General features: G+C 61.9%; 21 protein-coding genes. 9 read left to right on the top strand and 12 right to left on the bottom strand.

The genetic code is table 11. The features are described from left to right. The 5 genes from arsH to IE243_RS19385 form a co-directional block, all read right to left on the bottom strand. Window positions 1–582 (bottom strand): arsenical resistance protein ArsH (arsH, locus tag IE243_RS19405; RefSeq protein ID WP_191321004.1); only part of this gene is annotated, 582 nt, incomplete at its 3' end. After that, on the bottom strand, window positions 582–1,637 hold the full coding sequence (gene arsB / locus IE243_RS19400) for an ACR3 family arsenite efflux transporter (RefSeq protein ID WP_088712229.1): 1,056 nt from the start codon (window positions 1,635–1,637) through the stop codon (window positions 582–584). The genes arsH and arsB, both read right to left, overlap by 1 nt. A 9-nt stretch (window positions 1,638–1,646) precedes the next feature. Next, entirely contained in the window at window positions 1,647–2,072 is a 426-nt protein-coding gene (gene arsC, locus IE243_RS19395) for an arsenate reductase (glutaredoxin) (protein ID WP_088712228.1), read from the bottom strand. Between the two features lie 8 nt (window positions 2,073–2,080). Next, window positions 2,081–2,623 (bottom strand): arsenate reductase ArsC, encoded by a 543-nt coding sequence (locus tag IE243_RS19390; RefSeq protein ID WP_088712227.1) that lies wholly within the window; start codon window positions 2,621–2,623, stop codon window positions 2,081–2,083. Then, window positions 2,616–2,978 carry an ArsR/SmtB family transcription factor gene (locus IE243_RS19385; protein WP_088712226.1) on the bottom strand — a complete coding sequence of 121 codons (363 nt, stop codon included), beginning with the start codon at window positions 2,976–2,978 and terminating at the stop codon, window positions 2,616–2,618. The genes IE243_RS19390 and IE243_RS19385 overlap by 8 nt, the downstream gene beginning before the upstream one ends. A gap of 265 nt (window positions 2,979–3,243) precedes the next feature. Between IE243_RS19385 and IE243_RS19380 the strand changes: the two genes are divergently transcribed. The 4 genes from IE243_RS19380 to IE243_RS19365 all read left to right on the top strand — a co-directional run bounded on the left by IE243_RS19380 (window position 3,244) and on the right by IE243_RS19365 (window position 7,396). Beyond that, the gene (locus tag IE243_RS19380) at window positions 3,244–4,044 is read left to right on the top strand and encodes a DUF1883 domain-containing protein (RefSeq protein WP_191321003.1); all 801 of its coding nucleotides are present in this window, start codon (window positions 3,244–3,246) and stop codon (window positions 4,042–4,044) included. Between the two features lie 25 nt (window positions 4,045–4,069). Further along, window positions 4,070–4,267, top strand: coding sequence for a hypothetical protein (locus IE243_RS19375; protein ID WP_088712224.1), 198 nt, complete (start codon window positions 4,070–4,072; stop codon window positions 4,265–4,267). Window positions 4,268–4,280: 13 nt separating this feature from the next. Beyond that, window positions 4,281–4,478, top strand: a complete 198-nt coding sequence (locus IE243_RS19370) for a hypothetical protein (protein ID WP_191321002.1) — start codon at window positions 4,281–4,283, stop codon at window positions 4,476–4,478. Between the two features lie 137 nt (window positions 4,479–4,615). Further along, window positions 4,616–7,396 carry a UvrD-helicase domain-containing protein gene (locus IE243_RS19365; RefSeq protein ID WP_244643264.1) on the top strand — a complete coding sequence of 927 codons (2,781 nt, stop codon included), beginning with the start codon at window positions 4,616–4,618 and terminating at the stop codon, window positions 7,394–7,396. Between the two features lie 48 nt (window positions 7,397–7,444). Here the strand turns inward: IE243_RS19365 and IE243_RS19360 are convergent, their stop codons facing one another. Further along, window positions 7,445–8,110 carry a Fic family protein gene (locus IE243_RS19360; RefSeq protein ID WP_191321001.1) on the bottom strand — a complete coding sequence of 222 codons (666 nt, stop codon included), beginning with the start codon at window positions 8,108–8,110 and terminating at the stop codon, window positions 7,445–7,447. A 163-nt stretch (window positions 8,111–8,273) separates the two neighbouring features. On the opposite strand from IE243_RS19360, the gene IE243_RS19355 reads away from it, so the two are divergent. The 3 genes from IE243_RS19355 to IE243_RS19345 are packed head-to-tail and all read left to right on the top strand — an operon-like array spanning window position 8,274 to window position 11,612. Then, window positions 8,274–9,791 carry a recombinase family protein gene (locus tag IE243_RS19355; protein WP_280514612.1) on the top strand — a complete coding sequence of 506 codons (1,518 nt, stop codon included), beginning with the start codon at window positions 8,274–8,276 and terminating at the stop codon, window positions 9,789–9,791. Continuing rightward, window positions 9,791–10,690: a plasmid partitioning protein RepB C-terminal domain-containing protein gene (locus IE243_RS19350; RefSeq protein ID WP_088712221.1), complete on the top strand. Its 900-nt coding sequence runs from the start codon at window positions 9,791–9,793 to the stop codon at window positions 10,688–10,690. The genes IE243_RS19355 and IE243_RS19350 overlap by 1 nt, the downstream gene beginning before the upstream one ends. Beyond that, complete coding sequence (locus IE243_RS19345; RefSeq protein WP_104959398.1) at window positions 10,683–11,612, top strand: plasmid partitioning protein RepB C-terminal domain-containing protein; 930 nt, start codon at window positions 10,683–10,685, stop codon at window positions 11,610–11,612. Before IE243_RS19350 ends, IE243_RS19345 begins: the two co-directional genes overlap by 8 nt. Window positions 11,613–11,946: 334 nt before the next feature. Here IE243_RS19345 and IE243_RS19340 read toward each other — a convergent pair whose 3' ends face one another. From IE243_RS19340 to IE243_RS19320, 5 genes are all read right to left on the bottom strand, one after another. Continuing rightward, on the bottom strand, window positions 11,947–12,822 hold the full coding sequence (locus IE243_RS19340; protein ID WP_191321000.1) for a DUF4231 domain-containing protein: 876 nt from the start codon (window positions 12,820–12,822) through the stop codon (window positions 11,947–11,949). After that, window positions 12,819–13,316: a TIR domain-containing protein gene (locus IE243_RS19335; RefSeq protein ID WP_104959403.1), complete on the bottom strand. Its 498-nt coding sequence runs from the start codon at window positions 13,314–13,316 to the stop codon at window positions 12,819–12,821. Before IE243_RS19335 ends, IE243_RS19340 begins: the two co-directional genes overlap by 4 nt. A 22-nt stretch (window positions 13,317–13,338) precedes the next feature. Next, entirely contained in the window at window positions 13,339–14,367 is a 1,029-nt protein-coding gene (locus IE243_RS19330) for a hypothetical protein (protein ID WP_191320999.1), read from the bottom strand. Between the two features lie 151 nt (window positions 14,368–14,518). After that, window positions 14,519–15,835: an McrC family protein gene (locus tag IE243_RS19325; protein WP_191320998.1), complete on the bottom strand. Its 1,317-nt coding sequence runs from the start codon at window positions 15,833–15,835 to the stop codon at window positions 14,519–14,521. After that, a complete protein-coding gene (locus tag IE243_RS19320; RefSeq protein ID WP_308432086.1) occupies window positions 15,835–18,687 on the bottom strand; it encodes a DUF8426 domain-containing protein in 2,853 nt (950 codons plus the stop codon). Before IE243_RS19320 ends, IE243_RS19325 begins: the two co-directional genes overlap by 1 nt. A 90-nt stretch (window positions 18,688–18,777) precedes the next feature. On the opposite strand from IE243_RS19320, the gene IE243_RS19315 reads away from it, so the two are divergent. After that, a complete protein-coding gene (locus IE243_RS19315) occupies window positions 18,778–18,969 on the top strand; it encodes a hypothetical protein (RefSeq protein ID WP_191320997.1) in 192 nt (63 codons plus the stop codon). 96 nt (window positions 18,970–19,065) lie between these two features. Here IE243_RS19315 and IE243_RS19310 read toward each other — a convergent pair whose 3' ends face one another. Beyond that, window positions 19,066–22,359 carry a TM0106 family RecB-like putative nuclease gene (locus IE243_RS19310; RefSeq protein ID WP_191320996.1) on the bottom strand — a complete coding sequence of 1,098 codons (3,294 nt, stop codon included), beginning with the start codon at window positions 22,357–22,359 and terminating at the stop codon, window positions 19,066–19,068. Between the two features lie 118 nt (window positions 22,360–22,477). Between IE243_RS19310 and IE243_RS19305 the strand changes: the two genes are divergently transcribed. After that, complete coding sequence (locus IE243_RS19305) at window positions 22,478–23,461, top strand: helix-turn-helix transcriptional regulator (RefSeq protein WP_191320995.1); 984 nt, start codon at window positions 22,478–22,480, stop codon at window positions 23,459–23,461. Window positions 23,462–23,538 lie beyond the last annotated feature (77 nt).

Below are 23,538 nucleotides of genomic sequence, written 5' to 3'. Positions count from 1 at the left end.
CCGTGGAATCCATGCCCACGATCGCGTGGAATCGATGCCCATCATCCGTGGAATCCGCAGGAACGCCTTGGCGACGGATGACTGGTTGGGGATCGTCACCATGCGCATCCATCGACCAAGCACCCGCATCTGATTGACGGCGTTGAAGCTCTGGGAGCCGCCCGATACTTGCATGACGGCCAGTGTTCGGCCCTGTGTCGGCCGGACGGCCCCGACCGAAAGGGGAATCCAGTCGATCTGGGCCTTCATCACCGCGCTCATCGCGCCGTGCCGCTCGGGACTCGTCCAGACCTGCCCCTCCGACCAGAGCGACAGGTCACGCAGCTCCTGCACTTTCGGGTGAGCGACTTCCGCTCCGTCCGGCAATGGCAGGCCGGTCGGGTCGAAGATGCGTGTTTCGGCGCCAAAGGCATTCAGCAGTAGTTCGGCCTCCTGCGTCAGAAACCGGCTATAGGAGCGCTCGCGAAGCGAGCCATAAAGCAGCAGGATGCGCGGCCGATGCGCCGAAGGCGACGCCCGCAGCCGGTCAATATCGGGAACATCGATGCAACCGGGATCGATATTGGGCAGAGCGTTCAGCATTAGTGGTTCGCCTCCGCGACAGCCACGGTCTTGCTGCCCCGCTCATACCAACCTTTCGAGCGGTTCACGATCCACACGACCGAGAGCATGACCGGCACTTCGATGAGAACGCCGACGACGGTGGCGAGCGCCGCGCCCGAATGGAACCCGAACAGGCTGATGGCAGCGGCGACGGCGAGTTCGAAGAAGTTGGAGGCACCGATAAGGGCCGAAGGGCCGGCGACGCAATGCTGCTCGCCCGTGATCCGATTCAGCAAATAGGCAAGTCCGGAGTTGAAATAGACCTGGATCAGGATCGGCACCGCGAGCAGCCCGATGACCATCGGCTGGGCGATGATCTGTTCGCCCTGAAAGCCGAATAACAGCACCAGTGTCACCAGCAGCGCCGTCAGCGAGGCCGGGCTTAGCCTGGCGAGCAGCCGGTCGAGCGCGGCTTGCCCGCCTGCCGCCAGCAAATAGCGACGCACGATCTGGGCGATAATCACCGGGATCACGATATAAAGCACAACCGATAAAACGAGCGTGCCCCATGGTACGGTGATCGCCGACAGGCCGAGCAGCAGGCCAACGATCGGCGCGAAGGCCACCACCATGATCGCGTCATTGAGCGCGACCTGGGAGAGCGTGAAATGCGGCTCGCCCTTGGTCAGGTGCGACCAGACGAACACCATCGCCGTGCACGGGGCAGCGGCAAGAATGATCAGGCCGGCGATATAGCTGTCGATCTGGCCGGCCGGCAGAAAGGGCCGGAAGAGCCAGCCGATGAACAGCCAGGCCAGCAACGCCATCGAGAAAGGCTTGATCGCCCAGTTGATAAACAGCGTTACGCCAATGCCCCGCCAGTGCCGGCCAACTTCGCCGAGCGTCGTGAAGTCGATCTTCAGCAGCATCGGTATAACCATCAGCCAGATCAGCCCCGCCACCGGCAGATTGACGTTAGCGATTTCGGCTGCGCCAATGGCCTGGAACACGCCCGGCACAAAATGGCCGAGTGCAATGCCAAGGATGATGCAAAGCGCGACCCACAGGGTTAGGTAGCGTTCGAATGTGGACATGGATTTCCCTTATGCGGTCGCTACGCGGTGACCGTGCTCGTCAATGACGCGCTCGCCATCTTCCTTGATGAATTTGTCTTGCTGCGGCGGCAGCAGGTCGAGCACGACTTCAGACGGCCGGCAGAGTTTCACGCCCTTGGGTGTGGCCACGATCGGTCGATTGATGAGGATCGGATGCGCCATCATGGCGTCGAGAAGCTGGTCGTCGGTCAGCGCCGGATCGCCAAGACCGAGCTCCCCATAAGGCGTTCCCTTTTCGCGCAGCAGCGCGCGCACCGATATGCCCATGCGCTGGATGAGCTGGTCCAGCATCACCCTTGAGGGCGGGGTCTTTAGATATTCGATGACATGGGGTTCGACACCGGCATTGCGGATCATCGCCAGCGTGTTGCGTGAGGTACCGCACTCGGGGTTGTGATAGATGACAACGTCCATGGCTGACCTCACGCGGCGCTGTTGCGGGACGAGGACGCCCCATCCGATTGCCCTATCTCCACGAGCTTGGCGCGCAGGGATGCCTTGTCGAGGCTGGCTACGGGGAGCGCGGTAAAAATGGAGATGCGATTCTTGAGGTAGCGAAGGGCCGCAACGAAGGCGGCTTCCTGTTCGATCTCGGAGCCTTCCACCGGGGCGGGATCTTCGATGCCCCAGTGCGCGGTCATTGGCTGGCCCGGCCAGACCGGACAGGCTTCACCGGCCGCGCTGTCGCAGACCGTGAACACGAAATCCATGGTCGGCGCATCAGACGCAGCGAATTCTTCCCAGCTCTTCGAGCGCAAGCCGTCGGCAGGATAGTCAAAGCTTTTCAGCACCTTCAACGCGAGGGGATGGACCTTCCCCTTGGGCTGACTGCCGGCGGAAAAGGCACGAAAGCGACCCGCGCCATCCTTGTTCAGGATGCTTTCTGCCAGGATCGAGCGCGCCGAATTGCCGGTACACAGAAACAGGACCTTGAAAATACGATCGGGTTGGCTTGCATCAGACATGGGCTGTGCCTTTCGTCGGTTCGCAACAAGATGACAACGCGGCCATGGCCGGGTTGCACACTTCCGGGTGCCCCTGACAGCAGTCGCGCATGAGGAATTCGATAAGGCCCGAGAGCACCCCGAGCGCCGCGGTGTAGATAATCGAGCGCCCGGCTCGCCGGGATTCAACAAGCCCGGCCTGTTCTAGATGGCTCAGGTGAAAAGACATGCGCGAAGAGGACGCGCCGTCCACTGCTTCGCCGATGGCACCGGCGGACATTCCTTCCGGCCCGGCCGTCACAAGAAGCCGAACGATGCGTAGCCTCGTCTCCTGCGAAAGCGCGGCGCAGGCCGCGAGAGCTCGTTTCTCATCCATAATCATCTCAATAATTCAAGAATCATTGAGATGATTGGTATAGCAAAAGCTCTCAGGGCACCAGTCCCTAGTGTGCATCGCGCGGCATCTGTCCATCGCATGGTGACGGACCGGACTTTGGGCCGCGTTAGGCAGTCGGCGTAGGTGACAGGATTTGTCACCTTCGTATGCGAATTTTATCCTGAAAAGGATAGACGATTCGCGATCGCTCTCCGCGCTCTCGAACAGTCTGCTCTTAGCTGAACGCACGCGATCGGAGAGCTCGATGAATTTCACGCATTACAATCTGGGGCATGTCGAACGGGGCAGTGTCGTCGTGGTGACGCTCGGCGGCAGTGCGGCCAACGTCCGCCTCATGGATGGCTCGAACTTCAACAGCTACAAAGCGGGCCGTCGCCATAGTTATGTCGGAGGCCTCGCGAAGCGCTCTCCCGTGCGCCTACCGGTGCCGCGTTCCGGCACCTGGCATGTTGCCATCGACATGCAGGGGCTTCGCGGATCGGTCCGGTCCGGAGTTCAGGTGGTCCCGGGTGCGGCGCTCACCCCTCTGCCCACAATCAACGAGGCACCGCTGCGCAGTGTCCCCACACTCGTCCGCGACGCCGATGATGATCTCGCGCCGCCGCCCGAGGCACCCGATGGCCGAGTGTTCGACGTTTTCATCTCTCATGCGTCCGAAGACAAGAACGAGGTCGTCCGACCGCTGGCAAATGCACTGCGCGAAGCAGGATTGTCGGTCTGGTATGATGAATTCGAACTGCGAATCGGCGACAGCCTTCGCCGCAAAATCGACCGAGGCCTGGGAAGCAGCCGCTTCGGCGTGGTTGTGCTGTCGCAGGCGTTCTTTGGCAAAGGCTGGCCCGAATACGAGCTCGACGGGCTCGTCACCCGCGCCGTATCGGGGGAACAGATCCTGCTGCCGATCTGGCACAACGTCTCCAAACGCGAAGTGATCGGCTACTCGGCTTCGCTCGCCGATCGACTGGCGCGCAGCACCGCCACCCACACCGTTGAAGAGATTGCCGCGGAAATCGCCGACGTCGTGCGCTTGCCGAACGCAGCGTGACGCCGGAGGCGGCAGGAGAGACCAAATGAGAAGGCAGATTGAGGATGAATGGAACGGTTGGGACGGCGACACCATCGTCCGGCTGACCGACGGTTCGGTGTGGCGTCAGGAGGAATATCACTATGAATATCGCTACGCCTACCGCCCCTCAGTGACCCTGTCCGGCAACGTCATGCATGTCGAGGGCATGAGCCGCGGCATCCGCGTCCGCCGGATCGACTAGGAGAACAACGCCGATGCAGACGCGTATTGCAGGAGCCTGGACGGGCTGGAGCGGCGATACCATTGTCAAGCTCGCCAATGGAACGGTCTGGTGCCAGGATCAGTACTATTATCGCTATCAGTACAAGTACCGGCCGCGTGTGGTGATCGAGGGCCGGTATATGCATGTCGAGGGCATGCCTAAGGCGGTACGCGTGCGCCGCATCGATTAGCAGTCAAAGTATCACTTCCGCGGCGGCGCTCATGACCGCTCATTCAAAAATCTGCCCGCCACCGGTTTGGAACATCTCAACAAGTTGCTGATAATCAGCCCTTTGAATCTGGATGTTCGGGCATATCGAAGGTGGCGTTGAGCAAATTGTTATCCGGCCGAGCGCAGACATACCGCCCCGGCTTTCTTGCGCGTTTGTTTGCTTCCGGAAAATGGAAGCTGACCCTGGACCCGAGACTGTCCGGGCGCATCCGGTTGCGCCAGGAAGGTGATATCGAGCTTGCCTGCCTCGATATTGTGTCGATTTCGGCCAGCAAGGCTCTGCTGTGGCACAGCGTTGAGATCCGCTCTCGCGGCAGAACGGATGCTCTGTCCGGCCTGACTGCTGAAGCAGCCGCGCAATTGGTCACTGACCTTCACGCCTTCATCAATACCCATCTCTTCGGCCTGATTGGCGCCGAAACGGGCCGCTTGCACGATGTCGATGCCCAGCTTCGGAAAATCACCGAAGGCAGCAGGCAGTATCTCGCTCAGGCCGATCTTGGCCGGGCGATTGCCAGCGTGCCAGGCGATGCGGCGGCCGCCCTCGCGCATCCGCTCTTGAATTCACAGTTAATGCCGGCCAAGCTCAAGGCGTCTCTGCCGCCTTCGTTCACCTTCCTGACGGATCCGGGCGTTCGCCAAGCCTATAATGAAGCATTCGTCGCCGCGGAGCTGGAAACATTCGGGCCGTTCTTCGACGATCTCGACGGGCGGTCCCTGTCCGATCAGCAACGCGAAGCCTGCATTCGCCTCGAGGACAACAATTTGCTGGTCGCCTCGGCGGGCTCGGGCAAGTCCGCGACCATGGTCGGCAAGGTTGCTTATGTTCTGGAAAAGCAGCTCTACCGGCCGGAGGAGATCCTGCTTCTGGCTTTCAACAAGAGTGCTGCCGATGAATTGAAGACCCGGATCGCCCGGCAGCTGCAGGTCGAGGAAAGCGAGGCGGCTTGCCGCGTCACGACGTTTCATGCGCTGGGACGCGGCATTATCGAAGAGGTCGAGGGGCGGCCGCCCCAACTGGCCAATTGGGTCGAGCACCCTGCCGGCGAAACCAAGGTCATCGAAGAGATCATTCAAGCCTTGGTCGAGAGCGATCCGGAGTTCGCGCGGATGTGGAGCGATCTGCTGGTGGTGCATCCCAAGGCCGACATTCCGGTCGAGGTCTTCGACACCGAAACCGACTACAATCGCTATGTCTCCGATCGCCTCAGGAAGGGCTCTGCCACGATCGGCTCGCTTGCCGGCACTATCGTCAAGTCCCTGCAGGAGCAGAAGATCGTCAACTGGCTGTGGCTGTATTCGGTTGCCTTCGAATACGAGCGGCAGATCGCAGTCGAAGACGATGATGGTACGGTGCGCCACCTCCATCCCGACTTCTATTATCCGCAGGCTGACACGGTGCATGAGCACTTCGCGCTCAACGCCGATGGGACCTCGCCATTTGCGGACTATGCCGTGCATGCCGAGAGCAAGCGGCAGGCCTATCGCCGCAAAGGCATCGACTTCTTCGAAACGACGTCAGCCCAGGCCAGCAGCGAAACGCTTTTGAGCACGCTCGAAGCCGAGTTGGCGCAGCGCGCCGTGCCATTGGAGCGCAGGGACTATGCCGAGATCACCAAGGCGCTCGAGCCGGTGGTGATCAAGCATTATCACAAGCTCATATCGATCTGCATCAAGCACATTCGCGCCAGCCATTTGACGCTCGACATGCTGCTCGAACGCGCCAAAACCCTGCACGACAAGGAGCGGGCAAAGCTCTATGCCCGGGTCGTCTGGTCGATCGCGCAAGGCTATTCCCGCCGCCTGGAAGAGACCGACCGGATCGATTTCGATTCCATGATCGCCGATGCCGTCAGGCTTGTCGAAACCGGCCGCTATCAGAGCCCCTATTCGCTGATTCTTGTCGACGAGTTCCAGGATATCTCCGAACCGCGCGCCAATCTCATCAAGGCGCTCAAGCAGCAGGTGGCGTTCAGCAAGGTATTCGCCGTCGGCGACGACTGGCAGTCGATCTATCGCTTTGCCGGCTCGGACATCACGATCTTCACGCAGTTCGAGGCCAATTTTGGGGCAAGTTGGCGGGGGCGGCTGGAACAGACTTATCGCTGCAATCAGCTGATTGCCGAGACGGCCGCGAAATTCGTCCAGCGCAATCCGGAGCAAATCGCCAAGGCGGTTCGCTCGACACGGCCTGCCATCGCGCGTTCGATCCGGGTCATTCCCATCGATGATGAGCGCGGCAGACCCGATTTTGCCAAGGCTTGCCATCGCCTGCTCGAACGGCTCGACACGGCTTTGGGCGGTATGGCCGCGCAGTGGCGCAAGGAGCCGAACGCCAAGCTCAAAGTTCTGGTGTTATGGCGATACAATCTGCTCGATCCGTTCGCAGGACGTCCGCCCGCCTTTGCCCATATCGAGGTTTCGGGGATGTCTTTTCACCGGGCCAAGGGGCTCGAGGCCGACTATACGGTTTTGCTCGATGTGAGCGAGGGCGATTATGGCGTGCCAAGCCGCATCGAGGACGATGAACTGCTCAATCTGGTTATTCCGCGCCCTGAGACTTACGCATATGCGGAAGAACGACGGTTGTTCTACGTTGCGCTGACACGCGCCAGCCGGGGCGCATATCTCATCACCAATAGCCGGCAACCGTCGCGCTATATCCGGGAGCTTTGCGAGATCGCGGGCGACGAGATCCGGTTTGAGACGATCGAAGGCGCTGCGCTGCGTCAATGCCCCAAATGCCTGGTCGGGCAGATGGTCGAGAAGCGCAACAGGAAGGGCACGGTGTTCAGCGGGTGCAACCAGTTCCCCGATTGCAGGCATAGTGAAGGAGCTGAGACGCATCCGGCCACCCGCTTGCGACGACGCGCATAAGGCCGGGTCTGCGGTCGTAACGAAGGACAATCCGCCCCAATGACGGCCTCATCCGCCGAGCGGACGCGCGTCGGTTTCCGAAGCACTGGTTGTTCGTCGATATCGCCCCTTCCGCCGCGATCCGACATAGCAGATGAGGTTCGCCATTTTCAGCGCGGCGATGTCGCGGCGCGCGGTTTTGAGGCTTACTTGCCACAAGGCCATAATCTCGCTGGCGCCGCAGCGGTCGCCTTCGGCGACTCTGGCTAGAAACCAGTATTGGCGCTCATTGAGTTCTACCCGATCAGGGTCATTCATAGGGTCGCGATCAGGGTCATCTTTAGGGTCATTTGGCCGGTGATCCGTCGGTCTCCTGCCCCCGGCAAACTCGCCGACGACATAGGCGGCCCGGGCCGCCGCCAGCGCATAGCGATCGACGGACCCTGACAATTTGGCGGCCACCGGTCCCTCGATGATCCCGAGAGCAAAAGCGCGAATGACGGGTGAGGACACCACGAGGCGCAAGAAAAACACCGTATCGGGACCGTGTTGGCCCGAGAGCCAGTGTTTGACGGTGCGCTCGCTGGCGTGGGTCTGGCGCATGATCTGCTTGACCGCACGGTGGCTGTCGCCGTGCTCCTTGCGCAGTAGCTCGGCCATGGTTTGCGCATAGATCTGGCGCGTGGCCAGGACACCTTTCCATGGCGGTAATTTCCTGCCCTTTTTCTGCAACATCTTCCGGTCTCTCCACAGTTAAACTGGTCGAGGTGCGGAAGCGGTGGCGAGGCCACGTGCTGAGGCGGTCGGTTGCCCGGACCGCCTCAGGTAAAGCAGGAAAGGGCAAAGTTTGCCGAGATGGGATCTTAACGACGACGACCGATCCGAGCCGGCACCTCTGGTGCGCGCGGCCGAATATGTCCGCATGTCGACCGATCATCAGAAATATTCGACTGAAAACCAATCCGACGCGATCCGGCAATATGCAGAAGCGCGCGGGATCGAGATCGTGCGCACCTATGCCGATGCTGGCAAGAGCGGGCTCAAGATCGAGGGCCGCGATGCGCTCAGGCAGTTGATCGAGGATGTTGAAGCCGGCACGGCCGATTTCACATTGGTGCTGGTCTATGACGTCAGCCGCTGGGGCCGCTTTCAGGACGCCGACGAGAGCGCCTACTACGAATATATCTGCCGGCGCGCCGGGATTGCGGTGCAATATTGCGCCGAGCAATTCGACAATGATGGCAGCCCGGTCTCGACCATCGTCAAGGGCGTCAAGCGCGCCATGGCCGGCGAATATAGCCGCGAGCTTTCTACCAAGGTGTTTGCCGGGCAAGGCCGGCTAATCGAAAAGGGTTTTCGTCAGGGCGGCCCGGCCGGGTTTGGTCTGAGGCGCACGCTGATCGACGAGCATGGCGCGATTAAGGGGGCGCTGGTCCGCGGCGAGCACAAGAGCATCCAGACCGACCGGGTGATCCTCACGCCCGGGCCGGACGAAGAGGTCGCGCTGGTCCGCGATGTATACCGCGCCTTTGTCCATGAGGGGCGAAGCGAAAGCGTGATCGCGGCCGATCTCAATGCGCGGGGCCTTACAACCGATCTTGGCCGGCCCTGGACGCGCGGCACGGTCCATCAGCTGCTGATCAATGAGAAATATGTCGGCGATAATGTCTGGAACCGCCGTTCGTTCAAGCTCAAGAAGAAGCGGGTGCGCAATGCGCCCGAGATGTGGATCCGCGCCGACGGCGCGTTCGCGGCGATTGTCGAGCGCGAGCTGTTCGAGGCGGCGCGCTCGATCATCGCCGCGCGCTCGTTCCGGCTGAGCGATGAGGAGATGCTCACGGCCCTGGCCGAACTTTACCAGCGCCAGGGCATGCTTTCGGGGATCATCATCGACGAATGCGAGGCCATGGCCTCGAGCAGCGCTTACAGTTCACGGTTCGGCAGCCTGCTCAGGGCCTATAGTTTGGTCGGGTTCACCCCGGAGCGGGACTATCGCTATGTCGCAATCAACCGCGAACTGCGCCAGCTTCATCCTGGCATCCTGCGCGAGGTGCTCGACGGTCTGCAGGCGAGCGGCAGCGAAGCGTGGCAGGAGGACAAGAGCGACCGGGTGATCGTCAATGGCGAATTCAGCGTCTCGGTGGTGATCGCGCGCTGTTTCGAGACCCAGACGGGGCTTTTGCGCTGGAAGCTGCGTCTCGACACCTCGCTTGCCCCCGACATTACCGTGGTCGTGCGCATGGACCGCACCAATCATGCGCCCTTCGACTACTATCTGTTCCCGCGCCTTGAGAAACTGGCCGACAAGGTCCGGCTGAGTGAAGACAATGCGCTGGCGCTCGACGCCTACCGCTTCGATGACCTCGACCTGCTCTACACCATCGCCGCTCCCATCCCCTTACCGGAGGCTGCCTGATGTCTGCCGTGCGTTCCAGCGGTGTCGAAATGATCCCGATTTCGCGGATCACGGTGCTCAACTCGCGGGCGCGCAACAAGCGCCAGCACCGCGAGATCGTCAACAATATCGAGGCCATCGGCCTCAAGCGCCCGATCACGGTGGCGCGCCACAACGGTCCGGGCGGCGCGCGTTATGATCTGGTCTGCGGCGAGGGTCGGCTCGAAGCCTTCCAGATGCTGGGCCAGAGCGAGATCCCGGCGGTGGTGATTGAGGCGAGCGAGAGCCAATGCCTGGTGATGAGCCTGGTTGAAAATATTGCCCGCCGCACGCCGCGTCCGATCGACATCATGCGCGAGATCGGCGCCTTGCGCGCGCGGGGCTATAACGACACGGCCATCGGCGAAAAGCTCGGGGTCGGCGCGTCCTGGGTCAACATGATCGCCTCGCTGCTCGAACGCGGCGAGGAGCGTCTGGTCGCCGCGGTCGAGACCGGCGTGATCCCGATCACGCTGGCGATGGAGATTTCCAAGGCCGAGAGCGAGGAGGCCCAGACCCTGCTGCTCGACGCCTATGAGACCGGCAAGCTCAGAGGCAAGAAGCTGGCCGCGGCGCGGCGTATGCTCGACATGCGCATGCGTGCGCAGGGCAAGGGGCTGCCTTCGGGGCGACTGGGGCGCAAGGGCAGCGGCAGGCGGATGACCGCCAACGATCTCATGCAGGTCTATCAGCGCGAGGCGGAAAAGCAGCGACTTCTGGTCAAGAAATCCGATTTCACGCAGACGCGGCTGTTGTTCATTGTCGAGGCGCTCAAAGACCTGCTCACCGATGAGAGCTTCCTTAACCTGCTCAGAGCCGAAGGCCTGGCGACGATGCCGCGGGCGCTGGCGATGCGGATTGCGGGAGAGCACGATGGCTGAACGGATCGACGATCCCGGCGATCGGATCCATCAGGCGTTCGAAAGCCAGTTCGTGACCATACCCGTCTCCAGCATCGTGCCGCTCAAGACGCTGCCCGATGGCGCGCGCGAGGGCCGAACCTTCGCGCAGGTACTTTCCTCGATCAAGGCGGTCGGGCTGATCGAAGCCCCGGCGGTCATGGCCGATACGGCCAAGACCGGATCGTATTTCCTGCTCGATGGGCATTTGCGGATCGAAGCGCTGAAAGAGCTTGGCATCGACCAAGTCGAATGCCTGATCGCCACCGATGACGACACCTATACCTATAACAAGCGGGTCAACCGGATACCGCCGATCCAGGAGCACCGGATGATCGCGCGGGCCATGGATCGCGGGGTGGCGGCGACCGATATTGCCGAGGCGCTGAACCTGCAGGTGGAATCGGTCATCCGGCGCTTTCGCCTGCTCGAGGGCATCAGCCCCGAAGCGGCCGAGATGCTGAAAGACACGCCCTGCTCGATGAAGGTGTTCGACATTCTGCGACAGATGTCGGCGATGCGGCAGATCGAGGCGGCGGATCTGATGATCGGGCAGAACAACTTTTCGATCATGTTTGCGCGGGCCCTTCGCGCAGCGACCCCGGACAATCAGCTGGCGACAGCCAGGAAGGGCAAAGGCGCCGGCACGCCGACCCCGTCAGGCCAGCAGATCGCGCGCATGGAGCGCGAACTGGCGGCGCTGCAAACGCAGGTCAAATCGGTCGAAGAAACCTATGGGGTCGACAATCTGCATCTGACGGTGGCGCGCGGCTATGTCGCCAAGCTTCTGGCCAATGGCCGGGTGGCGCGCTGGCTGGCCAGTCACCGCCAGGAATATCTCGGCGAGTTCCAGAAAATCGCCGAGATCGACACGCTGGCGCCGATCGCCGAGCCGGACGCCTGAGCAGGCAATGGGGACCCGGACCCGATAAGCGCGGGGACCATGGGAGACGCCGCACTGTGGGGCGGATCGAGCATGGTGGTGGGAATGGCGGCGAACCCGCAGGAAGCCCACCAGGCTGGCCGCCATCAGGTCCAGCCGCCCCGCGGAAGCACCACAAGCTCCCGCATCACAGATCGGCGTGCCGGAAGGCACCTTCCGGCACGCCGATCTTGCATTGCTCGAAGCGCTGTCCGTCAAACCGTTTGGTTGCTGCAGCCGGTATGACAGTCGTCAAAAGCCCGGAACTCGATACCCGACCCGAGTAGGAAAAGACGGTGGCCGACTAGCGACCGCATCAATCGTTCTGACGCGCCACCCATTGGGTGTGTTCGCGCGAAAATGCGCGCTCAGACTCGTTCACGAATTCAGAGAATTCAGACTCGGTCGTAACATCGCTGATCCGGGTCTGTATGATCCCGATCTCATGAGCCGTGAGGCTATAGGCCGAGGCCAGCTCGTTGAATTTCTTGATCTGAATCCAACCGATCGCAGCAGACGCGGCGACAAGCAGCGGTTCTGCCGGCCAGACCGACCAACCTTCAGGATAGTGCGAACGGATGAGCGCAAGAACGATAGCGCTGCCTTGAATGAGGATGCAGAAAGCAATCCAGCCCCGAAAATGCCGTCGGTTGGTGTTTACCTTCCCAACATACCAGTTGCGTTGTTCTACAATGCGCCTGGTCCGATAAAACTCGCGGCGCTCCTCAAGAGGAAGGGCACGGATTTCGTTCATCTTGGGCGTAATCTGATCGCCCGGCGTGGGGCGGCGGCTGATTGAATCGCGCACATGGCCGTTCGCGTCCAGAATCTCTTTGAGGAACGCGGCGAACTTCTGCTTGACCGAACTTACCTGAGGAACGTCTTCGAACGGCTCGGAGCGCATCATATAGCGCCAGGTCGACGTCTTGATGGACTCTGCCAGCGCGCGGCAACCGTACCAGTCCTTCTCCGGCTTCTTGACCGACATATAGATCAGCAACGCCGTCGACGCTCCGACGATAAACGCGTAAACGAGGAGAAGCGCGGGCGCATAATCGAACCATAACGCGACTGACGCGGCCGTGATCAACAGCCCATATTGGAGCCGGATCAGCCATAGGTAGCTCGATTGCGCGGCAACCGAGGATGCGTCAGCGGAATGGAACAGAGCGGGGTAATCTTCGGGCGTCACAAGCCGAGGTCCTTATAAACCTGCTCCTTATAATGCCAGTTATCCCCTTTGCCCTGGTACTTACTGTAGCTCGTACAGAAATCATCGAGGGCGTGCTTGATGATCCGGGCATTGAAAGACACGTGCACGGCGTCTGCATCACGAAGAATCGGTGGGCAGAGGTCGGCATCATAGCGCCGCATCTTGTTCAGATTCACAGCCACGACCGGCAGGCCGAGCGTCTGGCAGACTTCGATCTCCCACCGCACGAAACGATACAGGTTCTTGGTCGATTCCCCGATCAACACTACGGCCTGCTTCGCGGTGGAGAACCGCTCGCGGAGTTTCCGTTTGGTGTTCGCCTCACTCGACGCATTGGTGATCGTGTTCAGATCATGGGCGTCGTTGAAGTTGAAATCGATCTTCTTGTTCTGGTTCCAACCCTTCATGTAGGCATAGGCCCACATGTCGTTGTCGCCATCAAAAATCACATAGGTCTTGTTGCGGTAGCCCATAGCTCCCCCCTCTTCTTACTGATTAACTGGTCTGTTCGTGCGTATCCGGCGGGCCAGGCAGCAGAGACTTTTCCAGATCAAGCACGACCCGCAGGCAGAGCGCAGCGAAGCGCTCGATCTCGCCGCCGATCAGGCGGACCGTTTCGCCGGGCTGGTCTGATTGCGTGAGTTCGACGTAATGCTCATCGGCGATACCGAGATTGTGCCCGATGACGTGGCGCTTCTCGATATTCAGGCGCAGCAATTCGAGGTCGTCTTCGGACAGGACGTGGAATGGATCGATGCCAATCTCTTTGAAAAGGGAACGTCCACGCCCGATGTTCTGGAAGGCGTTACCGACCGTTTTCTTTTTCAGCAGTCCTTCGGCTTTGTCCGGCAGGCCTTCACGAACAAGATGGCGGTAAATCGTCTTTAGGGCAGTCTCGAACGCCGTCAGAACGTCTTCATGGGCGTTTCCCATCAGGCGATACGCCGTCTCGGGCCGTCCGGCTTCATCCTGCGCGTCAGCAAGCGCAACCTGCTCGCGCACCAGCTCGACTTCCCGCTCAAAATGCTGGCCGTAGCCCGGCGCACCACAATCGGGGCAGAACAGCGCGATGGCGTAGACAGCGTACTCTCGCGCGCAGACATTGCAGGTCAATTCTCGCAGGAGGTCTTCACGGATGGCGAGAGGCCGCGGTCGTCTGCTCGGCTTGAAATCCATCTTTATCGAGATGAGCCCGCCCTTGCCCTGACGTCGGTTAAAGTTCTTCGCCAGATCGGCGATATGATCCTCGACGTCCGCAGTTGCTTCCCACGCCACTTGCTTTTTGACAGCCTCGATGTCGGAGAAATGAATGAACTCATCGTCATCGGCCACAAAGCCGGAATAGGGACATACCGTTTGTCCGGGGCCCGGTTCGCGTCGGATGGCCAGGCGGTGTTCTTCCGATATCGCACGCGTCTCTGGAGCATCCCCGATCAGAAATAGCCGGGGCGGCGCGCTCGGATTCGGAGAATATTGGTAGGCCTTGCCCGAAGGACTGCGGGGCAGCGGGTAGGAAAGCTGCATCTTATCGCGCGTCCCTCCTGTTCTATGGCGCTCAAGACGCCGGAAGCGGAAATTGCTCATTTTCGTCCCTCGCAACGCTTGTAAATTGCCCGGATGAGTGCGTAACCGCCGCCGGTTGGACCAAGCTTCGTTCCCTGAGATCGCCAGCCCATCATCCTACCGGTTCCAGAGCCACCGGCTCTTCCCTCAGGATCAGGCGGCGAAGCCGCCCCAGCATGTCGGTGCTGTTGGCCACGTCGATGCTTGCGGTTTCCAGGATCGTGGCGTGTCCGGTGATCGCATAGCGCCCATGAACCATGTCTTGGCCGCCGAGGCCGGGATGGTGGGGATAGAGCAGCGTCAGGCGCGGCGCGTCATAGAGCTGGGCATAGGCCATCATCTGGTAGACATCTGCCTGCGAGACGCCCTGTTTGGGATCATCGATCCGCGCCGATATCCGCTTCCACTTGGTGTCGATGACATGGACGACCCTGCCGCCTTGGCGGATCAGGATATCGGGCCGGGTCTGGAACAGGGCGCGTCCGCTGTCCTGCGCGCTCAGACAGAACAGCCGTCCGCCCTGCAACGAAACAGTGAGCCCGGTTCCTGCCAGGGCGCGGGCGATCAAGCGCCCGACATATTCCTCGAACAGCGCGTTCATCTCGAACAGCATGGCGGTGCCCTGGCCGGCGCCGCCGGTCGTCGTCTGATAGCGGTCCTGCAAAAAGAGCTGAGCCATGGCGAAGAGCTCTTGCCAGGACCGGTTGGTGCGGTCGATTATCACCTGATCCCAGCGCAGCGCGGCCACCGGCACGTCGGTAATATCGGCATAGACGAAAGCCAGCTCGCGCAGACGTTGCTGGTTTGCGGGCCGTCGCGAGAGGCGCGCCAGGCGCTGCACGGCCGCTTTCATGATCCGGTTGAGCGGCGTGTCTTCGGACAGAAGATCGAAGCGGCAGGCAAGGCGCGAGGGATTGACCGCATGGCGGGTGAACTGGCGGGTAATGTCGAGCTGGCCGCGCAAGGTCGGCAGATCGTCTTCGCAACTGATATAGCGGCGCGGCATGCCCTTGCGCAGCGCTTCGGTCAGCTTGTCGCAAAAGATGCGGATCAGGATTTCGAGCAGGGTCTCGCGCTGCCAGGCGAGATCGGTGATGACGCCCAGGTCAATTTTCAAATCCAGCGCAACCGCCAGCATGTGCACCAGGCGCTTGCGGATCGCCGCGTTCTGGTGATCGGTTGTTTCACCGGGCGCCACATCGATCTTGGGCAGGATCTCCAGGCTCGCATCGCCCGCTGCCAGAATTCCGACCACGCCGCGCGCGCGCAAGGCATGCCGGCCATGTTCGAGTACGCCGCTGCCGCCGCGTCCGGCAAAGGCCGAGCGTGCCGCCAGGGCCGCCAGCCTCTCGGCATGGCCATCGAGAATCTGCCCCGCGCCTTCGCCATAGGCGAGCTTGTCCCATTCCCGAACCGTATAGGCGGGCATCAGGCGGCAAACTCGGAAAAGTCGAAGCGCGCCTTGACGCTCCAGCGCCGCTTGTCGCCGCCCAGCTCATCGTCGGCAAAACCGGCCGGCGCCGTCAGCCGCCGCGCATCGAGGAAATGGGAGCCATTGGTGCCGTCGCCATCGCCGAGCACCGCAGCGACCTTTGACCAATCCTCGTAGAAATATTCGGCCAGGAGCGGGATGACCTTATGGCGCATGACGTCTTCGACGTCGGCGCGGCTACGGCAGCCAGTGAAATAGGCGTGGCCGATCTGGTGTTCGCGATCGAAGAGATATTCGATCCGCTCGTTGATCGTGTGCAGCAGCTTGCACAGATCGATCCCCTCAAGATTTGCTGCATCGAGCCCCCTGGCCGCCAGCGCCCGCCGCAGGTCCTCGACATCGGGCATCAGCTCGCGGAAGGTGAAGCGGCGGCGCAGAGCGGTGTCGAGCAGCGCGATCGAGCGGTCCGCGGTATTCATCGTGCCGATGATGTGCAGGTTGGCCGGCACGCCGAAACTCGTCCCCGAATAGGGAAGTCGCACCCGGACTTCGTTTTCACAGCCGAGCCGCTTGTCGGTTTCGAGCAGCGTGATCAGCTCGCCGAACACCTTGGAGATATTGGCTCTGTTGATCTCGTCGATAATCAGGACATGCGGCCGCGCGCCGGCCACTGGCCGCTCGGCATTGGGATCGATGACCACCGCTTCGAGCGCATCCCAGTCGATCCGGTCCGAATCAAGCCGATAGGCTGACTGGCGGCGGAAATTGCGGGCGTAGAATGGCGCGCGCTCGGCGCCATTATCATCGCGCCAGATCCATTCGACACTGCGTCGATGCGGATGGAAATCGGCGTCGGCATCGAAATAATACTCGCCGCTCACCCGGCCAAAGGCACGGTAGCTGTCACGGCCATCGGAGATGACGACATAGTCGCCGACCTGCAGGCCGGAGCGAAAGGCGTAAAGCATCTCGATATTGGGGTCCTTGCCGGATGCGTCGGGATCTTTCTCCTCGTTCCACGTTTTCCGGATTTCTTCGAAATCATCGAAGCGCTCGTCGGACCAGTCGATATCGCCGCCCCAGCCGAGATGGATCAGCCCGCCATCGAGGCCTACGCGGATCCGGTCTTCCTGGCTGCCGCGCTGACCGAGCGCGACCTTGTAGATCGGGCGTGAGCGATCGAGCCGCTTGGCCGGCGCATCGCCGGTGTCGAGCCGCGCTCTCTCGCTGATGATCTTGAACACGCCGGCATGGGGCTTGAGACTGAAGCCCCCCGACGTGCTGGCAGCCTCATCGTCACCTTCCTGTTCAACGTCTGTCGTCGGCCGCAGCCCCTCGACAAAATCCTCGTAGGCGAAGGACTGGTGAAAGGTGACGAATTCGATCCGTCCTTCGCCGGCAAGATGGCGATACTCGGCCATCAGGGCATCGCGGTCATCGCGCAGTGGTTCGGCTGCAGCATCGCCCAGGCAAAGCCGCACGGCCTCCCAGGCGGTGGCATAGGTCTTGCCGGTCCCGGGCGGGCCGTAAAGGATGAGATTGGTGGTCGCCGGCATCGCGGTCATCGGTTCAAAGGTCATGATTTGGTGCCCTTCCGCTGAGGCGAGCTGGTAAGTGAAGACGGTGGAACTGCTGGGATTTGGCAGCGTGTGTGAGGGCGCGGGGACATCGGCGAGCTTCTGAAATTTCTCGCCGCCGAGCGCGCTGCAGATCGCCGGGAACGCGTCGCGCAGTCCCATGTCGCGGCCAAGATCGCCGGCGCGGATTGCAATGTCTGCCGCGCCGTTCTCACGCGCTGGTTCGACATAATAGTTTCGCGCACAGAGCCGGATGCGATCTGCGTCGCGGATCAGATGCTCGTAGCGCTCGGGCGGGGTGACCGGGGCGTCATCGGCATCGATGATGATGTAACCCGCATTGTGGAGCTGGGCGGCGGCATCGGCCTTCTGTCCCCACCCGCCATTGAGCTGCGTCTTGCCGCGCAGGAAGCCAACGATCGGCTTGGAGGGATAGACCCGACCCGGCCGCGCGCGTGTCGAGCGCACCCAATAGTCCCGCGGCTCGCCAAAGGCCTCGAAGATGGCGGCGTGCTCGCCCGACTGGCGGTAGCTATCATAGGCGTCCATCGCCGCCTCGATCGCTTCGCGCGAAAAGGTCGCCACATCTTCATCCTTGTAATTGTGGACGACCCACAGCGCGCTTTGCACATCGATCATGTCGCGCGGCGCCAGACCCCGGTCCGCAAAAGCGGTGCGCACGGCCTGCATGAAGCGCCATTCGTCGCGATAGGTGTCGGCCATCGACGCATGATCGGGAAAGCGGCTGCCAACCGCTTCGAGCCAGAGGTCCTGGCGCACCGAATGGCGGATATAAATGCCCTCGTCCGGAGCGAGATGGAGGAACAGGAATTCAGCGATCTGGCGCGCCGGATCGGGCTTGCCGTCCGGGACGGCCGCGATCCACGCGTCAACAAAGGCCTCCAGCGCCGAGGCGTGACCGTCCGCTGCGCCAAGCGCGGCGTCGACAAGCGCGCGCAAGGCCGGCCAGAGCTGCTCGCGATCGGCGTCGCCTTTGGGCGACATCGGCCAATAGGCGCGCCATTGCAGCAGATTGCTTTTGGCCAGCGCGGTGTTGACGGCATCAGCCAGTCCCTGGTCTGAACCGGCCTGTTCGATCGCCGTCCTGAGCTCCGCCGCAATCGCCAACTTGTAGGTCCGCTCCGCCTCGTCGAAATGAGGACCGGGCGGATCGAAACGGTCGAAGGCGGGAAAGAAATGGCGTAGCCGCTCGATCCAGCGCGTGATCGCAGCCGGATTGAGCATCAGCGCATCGCCGGACTGCAACAGCACCGCGATCAGCCGGCGCAGGGTTTCGGCGTCTTCAATCCTCACGACAAAGCAGTCAGCGTCGCCAAAGGACCAGTCGCGGCTGAGGGCGGAATGCCGACCGCCATCCTTCATGCCGCGCTGATAAGGACGCAACTCGGTGGCAAAGCCATTCGCCTCGACAGAATCGCGCCATTTTATGTGCAGAAAGACGTTGGATGGATTCTGGATTTCCCACACGAGCCGCTCGCCAGCGCCAAATTCAAGCGACACCATCTTCTTGGTGATACCCGCGCCCGGACGTAGCCCCGAGCTGCGCAATACCTCGAAAAGCGCTCTTCGCAGTGGAATGGAGCCTTCGCGCTCATTTTCATCGAGGCGCGCCTCGAAATTCTCCCACATTCAAACGTCTCCAAATTCAGGCAATGCGCATAGCGTGTTGACGAGGCGCATCTGTTCAACGGTGTTGCATTTTGCTTCGCGCAGCCGCGGTGCGCCGAAGACAAGCGCCAGACCTTTGGCGCGCGAGACAGCGACGTTGATGCGGTTGAGCGAGAACAGGAAATCCATGCCGCGCGGGGTTTCCTCGACCGAGGAGGCGGTCATGGACACCAGGCAGACGGGTGCTTCCTGCCCCTGGAACTTGTCGACCGTGCCGACACGAATGCCAGCGGGCAAGGCGTCCTGCAGGGCATTGACCTGCGCGTTATAGGGCGCAACGACGATGATATCGGCGGGCTCAAGGGCGCGCGTTGTCCCATCCTTATCGGTCCAGCTTCCCGAGAGCAGATCGTCGATCGCCGCCTGAATGGCAGCGACTTCCTCGGCTGCGATCTGGGCATTGCCCTCGTGGGCGACCGGCACCCAGAAAGCGCCAGCTTCAGGAAAGCCCGTCCCGCGGACTGCCTGGACGGCTGTATCGGGCGCGCTAACGAGCCTGCCTTCATAGACCTGCCGCGAAATAAACCCGCAGACATCGGGATGCATGCGGCGTGACACCGGCAGGAAGATGCCGCGATCGGGCGGGATGGTGGCGTGCTCGCCCAGCATCCACTCGAGACAGGAAAGGTTGGCCGGATCGGGATGGGCACCCTGGATGACCTGCGGCAATTGCCGCGGATCGCCGACCAAGACGATGTTGCGCGCGCAGCGCCCCATGGCGACCATATTGGCCAGCCCCACTTGCCCGGCTTCATCGATGAAGAGCCAGTCGAGCGCCTGCTCGTGCTCCGACCGGGCAAAAAAGAAAGCGGTGCCGCCGACCACATGGGCGCGGCTCCATAAGGAATCGTCATTGGCGGTCGAGCGGATGACGCCGAAACAGTCGTCCGGATAACCGTCTTCGCCGCTGCTGACCTTGTGCCCAATGCACAGGCCCGGGACAGGATCGCCATCATCTTGCGCGGCAAGGCATCCCATCAGCACATTGCGGATGGCCTCATGGCTGTTCGAGGCCACGCCAACGCGGTGCCCCTGGCGCACCAGCGCGAGGATTGCCCGTGCGGTCACATAGGTCTTGCCGGTTCCCGGCGGCCCCTGGATTGGCAGCACGGTGCCATCCATAGCGGCGATCGCCGCGATCGTGCCGGTCAAGGGATCGGCGCCATCAAGCAGATCGGCGCGCGGTCCCGTCACCAGACGTGGAGCCGTGCGCGCAAGCAGATCATCGAGCGCGGTCAGGCGGCGCGCACCGCACTGATCGTCGATTACATCGCGCAGGGCCGCGGCAATGACGTCCGTATTGACCGGCCAGTCGGGGTGGAGCGTCAGGCGATCGGTCAAAAGATGAGCCTTGGCCGGCCCCGCTTTGATCGCGATGATCCGCTCGGAGCGGTCGAGCTCTTCGATGCTGACACTGGCCGGCGGCCCGTCAATGACCGGGACCGTCGCTTTGCGGCCGGCCCGCAGCTTGGTCTCCTGAAGCGGAAAGCGATAACGGCGCAGCACCGAGCGTTTGACGGGTTCGGCCGGATCAATGGCTTCCAGGCCGGCCAAGGCATCGAGATCGTCGATCAGCTCATCGTCGTCCTTGCCGGCGCTGTCGAAAACCGCCCATTGCGCAGGCTTGGCCTCGCGCTTGTGGAACAGGCCGAGGTTGAACAACATGTCTTGCCGCTCCTGCGGCAGACCGGATGTGGCAAGCTTCGCGCGCAAGCCTTGTGTATCGGCGTCCTCCTCGACTTCCTTGTCGCCGGCATCCACCGCAAGCACCGGCCAGGGCGCGGCGGGACGGATGCTCACCAACCAGTCGCGCAGCTCCTCGGTCGAGATACAGTCGATGCGGTTATAGTCTTCGATCTCGTCGAGGATCGTTTGTTCGCCGGTTTCGCGCCAGCGCTCGTAGGCAACGACCGAGCCGCCGGCGGTCTTGACCTCACCTTCGCGCACCCGGCCATAGAAGGCTTCCATCGACTTGATCGAGTAATTGGCTTCCGAGCCTATCAGCGCGCCGCGCACCACCGCGAAAAGATCGACAAAGCGCCGCTCGCGCAGCAGGCGGTCGAGAAAGACCTCGCCGATTCCGTATTGTGCAGTCAGCCGCCGCAAGGCGGTAATCTCATAGGGTGCATAGTGATAGATGCGCGCTTCGGGATAGGCTGCGAGCCTGTGCCGGAAAAACTCCAGAAGGTCCGCCAAGGCCCGCGCTTCGGCGCCATGGTCATGGGCCCAGAAAGCCTTGAACTGGCCGTCGAACCAGACGCCGTGGAGATATTCGAGGCCGCCTTCGTAATGCGGATCGCCCTCGATATCGTAGAAAAGATCGCCCGGCTGCGGCGCGGGCAAAAGATCAAAGCCCTTGCCGGGTTCGGCCTCGCGCAACTCGAAGGCTGGCGCCCCTGTCTTGCGGGCGTGCTGCAGGCGCGCCTGCGTCACCAGCCGTATCCGGGTGGTCTCGGCCATGCCGCGGATGGGATGATCGAGTCCGGCCAGCTGCTCCATGGTGGTGATGCCAGCCGCCTCGAGCTTCTTGACCTGGGTCCGGGTAATATTGGCGACGTTGAACAGGCTGTCTTCAGCCTGCCACTGGCTTTCGCAGTGATCGCCCCAGCGGCACAGCCCACAATCGGCACAAGGGATCGGCCGGGTCGGCGCCGGGTTTTCCAGGAAAGCCTCGAGCCGCTGACGCGCCATGCGCGCATAGGCCTGATAATCCGCGAGCCGTAGCTGCGCCCGGCTGCCATCACCGAGTTCAACATGGGCAAATTCGGGGGCGACGCCCTGAATCTCGGTCAGCAAATCCGAATAGAGCACCAGCTGCAGCACATGTTTGGGATGGGGGCGCCGCTTGAGCTTGGTGTCGGTGACTTCGTAGCTGAAGGGACCGAGATCCGACGGGCGCTCGACGCGCTCGAGAAAGTCCGACCAACCGCCCCAATTGTCGCCCAGCAACGCCCCCTGAAAGACGATCTGCGGACCGCTTGCCAAAGCCGCCCGGGTTGTCTGCGCATTCTCGGCAAGATCGGACCGGTCGATTTCGATCACCGACGCACAAGATGCCTTGAGCTTGACCAGATGGGCAGCTTCGTGGGCATCGCCCTGCTTCTGGAGCAGCGCCGCATCCTCGGTATCTTCGCGTGGCACTGGCCCCGTGCCATGGATATAGGCGAGATCGAGCGCGGTCGCGTGAGCGCAGCCCATGAACAGCATCAGATCCGATGCGGATAAGAGTATCCGGCCCCCTTCAATAGTTCGCATTGTTGCCCCCTCGTCGAATGCAATCTCCAACAAGACTTGCATCTCGACAGATTGCACGTTCAGCCATAGCGTGCGTGGGTGTCAATATCTGACATAGTCTGTGACCAGGATTTGGATCATGTCGTTCGCCAAGGCTCAGGACCTGATCAGGCTAGCGCGTCTGGCCGCCACGCGGCGGACGGGGATCGGTCTTGATGAGATCTGCGAGGAATTCGGCGTTTCGCATCGCACGGCGCAGCGCATGACCGATGCGCTGGAGACTGTGTTCACCAATGTCGAAGCGGTGGATGGCGACGACCGCCGGCGGCGCTGGCGTGTTGCCGACCCCATGCTCGACCGGCTTCAGACCCGCCAGGAAACGGCGGTCGAAGCGCTGGAAATTGCCGGACGAACGGCGCGCGGCGATGGCCGGCTACGCCACGCGGCGGCCCTTGAAGACCTGCGCGACGGATTGCTGGCGCGGCTGACACCAAAGGATGCGCTGCGCACCGAAGCCGATGTCGAGGCAGTCCTGTTGGCAATGGGCTCGGTGACCCGCCCCGGCCCGCGCGTCAATCTGGCGCCGGCGGTGCTCGATGCCGTAATCGAGGGCCTGCGCGGCCCGTTTCGTCTGCGGCTGCGCTATCGGGACGAGGATGCGCCTGAACGGATCATCGAGCCGCACGGGCTGCTGCTGGGGCATCGCAGCTATCTGGTGGCGCGCCAGCCGGCGCGCGGCGAAGACATGCTGAACTTCCGGATGGACCAGATCCTGAGCGCCCAGACCCTGGATGAGAGCTTCAGCCTGATGCCCGGCTTTTCGCTGGAGGACTATGCGGCGCAATCCTTCGGCGTCTACCAGGATCCGGCACAATATGACGAAGTCATCTGGCGGTTTGCACCGCATGCCGCAGGAAGGGCGGCCGAGTTCTCCTTTCACCCAAAGCAAACCGTTGAGGTGCAAGAAGATGGCGGCATCATCGTGCGCTTTCACGCGGCGGGCTGGCTCGAGATGGCGTGGCATCTCTATCAATGGGGCGATGCGGTTGAGGTTATCGCGCCCGAGGGGCTGCGCACGCTGGTCGAAAATCACCGCAGGGGCGATTTTGGCGCCCTGCCATAAGGCAACAGGAACGAAGCGGTGCCGCGCGACAAACAGGGTGAGATTCCGCGACAATCTGGGTGAGACGCTGTGGTGGG

It is taken from the genome of Camelimonas fluminis, assembly GCF_014656355.1.
Lineage (GTDB): Bacteria > Pseudomonadota > Alphaproteobacteria > Rhizobiales > Beijerinckiaceae > Camelimonas > Camelimonas fluminis.
This window is presented reverse-complemented; position numbering and strand designations above follow the sequence as displayed.

Bases quoted from the DNA above. Each gene is read 5' to 3' on its own strand.
- IE243_RS19370 (WP_191321002.1), top strand. From the start codon at position 4,281: ATGCAGACGCGTATTGCAGGAGCCTGGACGGGCTGGAGCGGCGATACC.
- IE243_RS19315 (WP_191320997.1), top strand. From the start codon at position 18,778: ATGCCGACCGCCATCCTTCATGCCGCGCTGATAAGGACGCAACTCGGT.
- IE243_RS19380 (WP_191321003.1), top strand. From the start codon at position 3,244: ATGAATTTCACGCATTACAATCTGGGGCATGTCGAACGGGGCAGTGTC.
- arsB (WP_088712229.1), bottom strand. From the start codon at position 1,637: ATGTCCACATTCGAACGCTACCTAACCCTGTGGGTCGCGCTTTGCATC.
- IE243_RS19345 (WP_104959398.1), top strand. From the start codon at position 10,683: ATGGCTGAACGGATCGACGATCCCGGCGATCGGATCCATCAGGCGTTC.
- IE243_RS19305 (WP_191320995.1), top strand. From the start codon at position 22,478: ATGTCGTTCGCCAAGGCTCAGGACCTGATCAGGCTAGCGCGTCTGGCC.
- IE243_RS19390 (WP_088712227.1), bottom strand. From the start codon at position 2,623: ATGTCTGATGCAAGCCAACCCGATCGTATTTTCAAGGTCCTGTTTCTG.
- arsC (WP_088712228.1), bottom strand. From the start codon at position 2,072: ATGGACGTTGTCATCTATCACAACCCCGAGTGCGGTACCTCACGCAAC.
- IE243_RS19330 (WP_191320999.1), bottom strand. From the start codon at position 14,367: ATGCAGCTTTCCTACCCGCTGCCCCGCAGTCCTTCGGGCAAGGCCTAC.
- IE243_RS19335 (WP_104959403.1), bottom strand. From the start codon at position 13,316: ATGGGCTACCGCAACAAGACCTATGTGATTTTTGATGGCGACAACGAC.
- IE243_RS19325 (WP_191320998.1), bottom strand. From the start codon at position 15,835: ATGCCCGCCTATACGGTTCGGGAATGGGACAAGCTCGCCTATGGCGAA.
- IE243_RS19385 (WP_088712226.1), bottom strand. From the start codon at position 2,978: ATGGATGAGAAACGAGCTCTCGCGGCCTGCGCCGCGCTTTCGCAGGAG.
- IE243_RS19360 (WP_191321001.1), bottom strand. From the start codon at position 8,110: ATGTTGCAGAAAAAGGGCAGGAAATTACCGCCATGGAAAGGTGTCCTG.
- IE243_RS19310 (WP_191320996.1), bottom strand. From the start codon at position 22,359: ATGCGAACTATTGAAGGGGGCCGGATACTCTTATCCGCATCGGATCTG.
- IE243_RS19350 (WP_088712221.1), top strand. From the start codon at position 9,791: ATGTCTGCCGTGCGTTCCAGCGGTGTCGAAATGATCCCGATTTCGCGG.
- IE243_RS19375 (WP_088712224.1), top strand. From the start codon at position 4,070: ATGAGAAGGCAGATTGAGGATGAATGGAACGGTTGGGACGGCGACACC.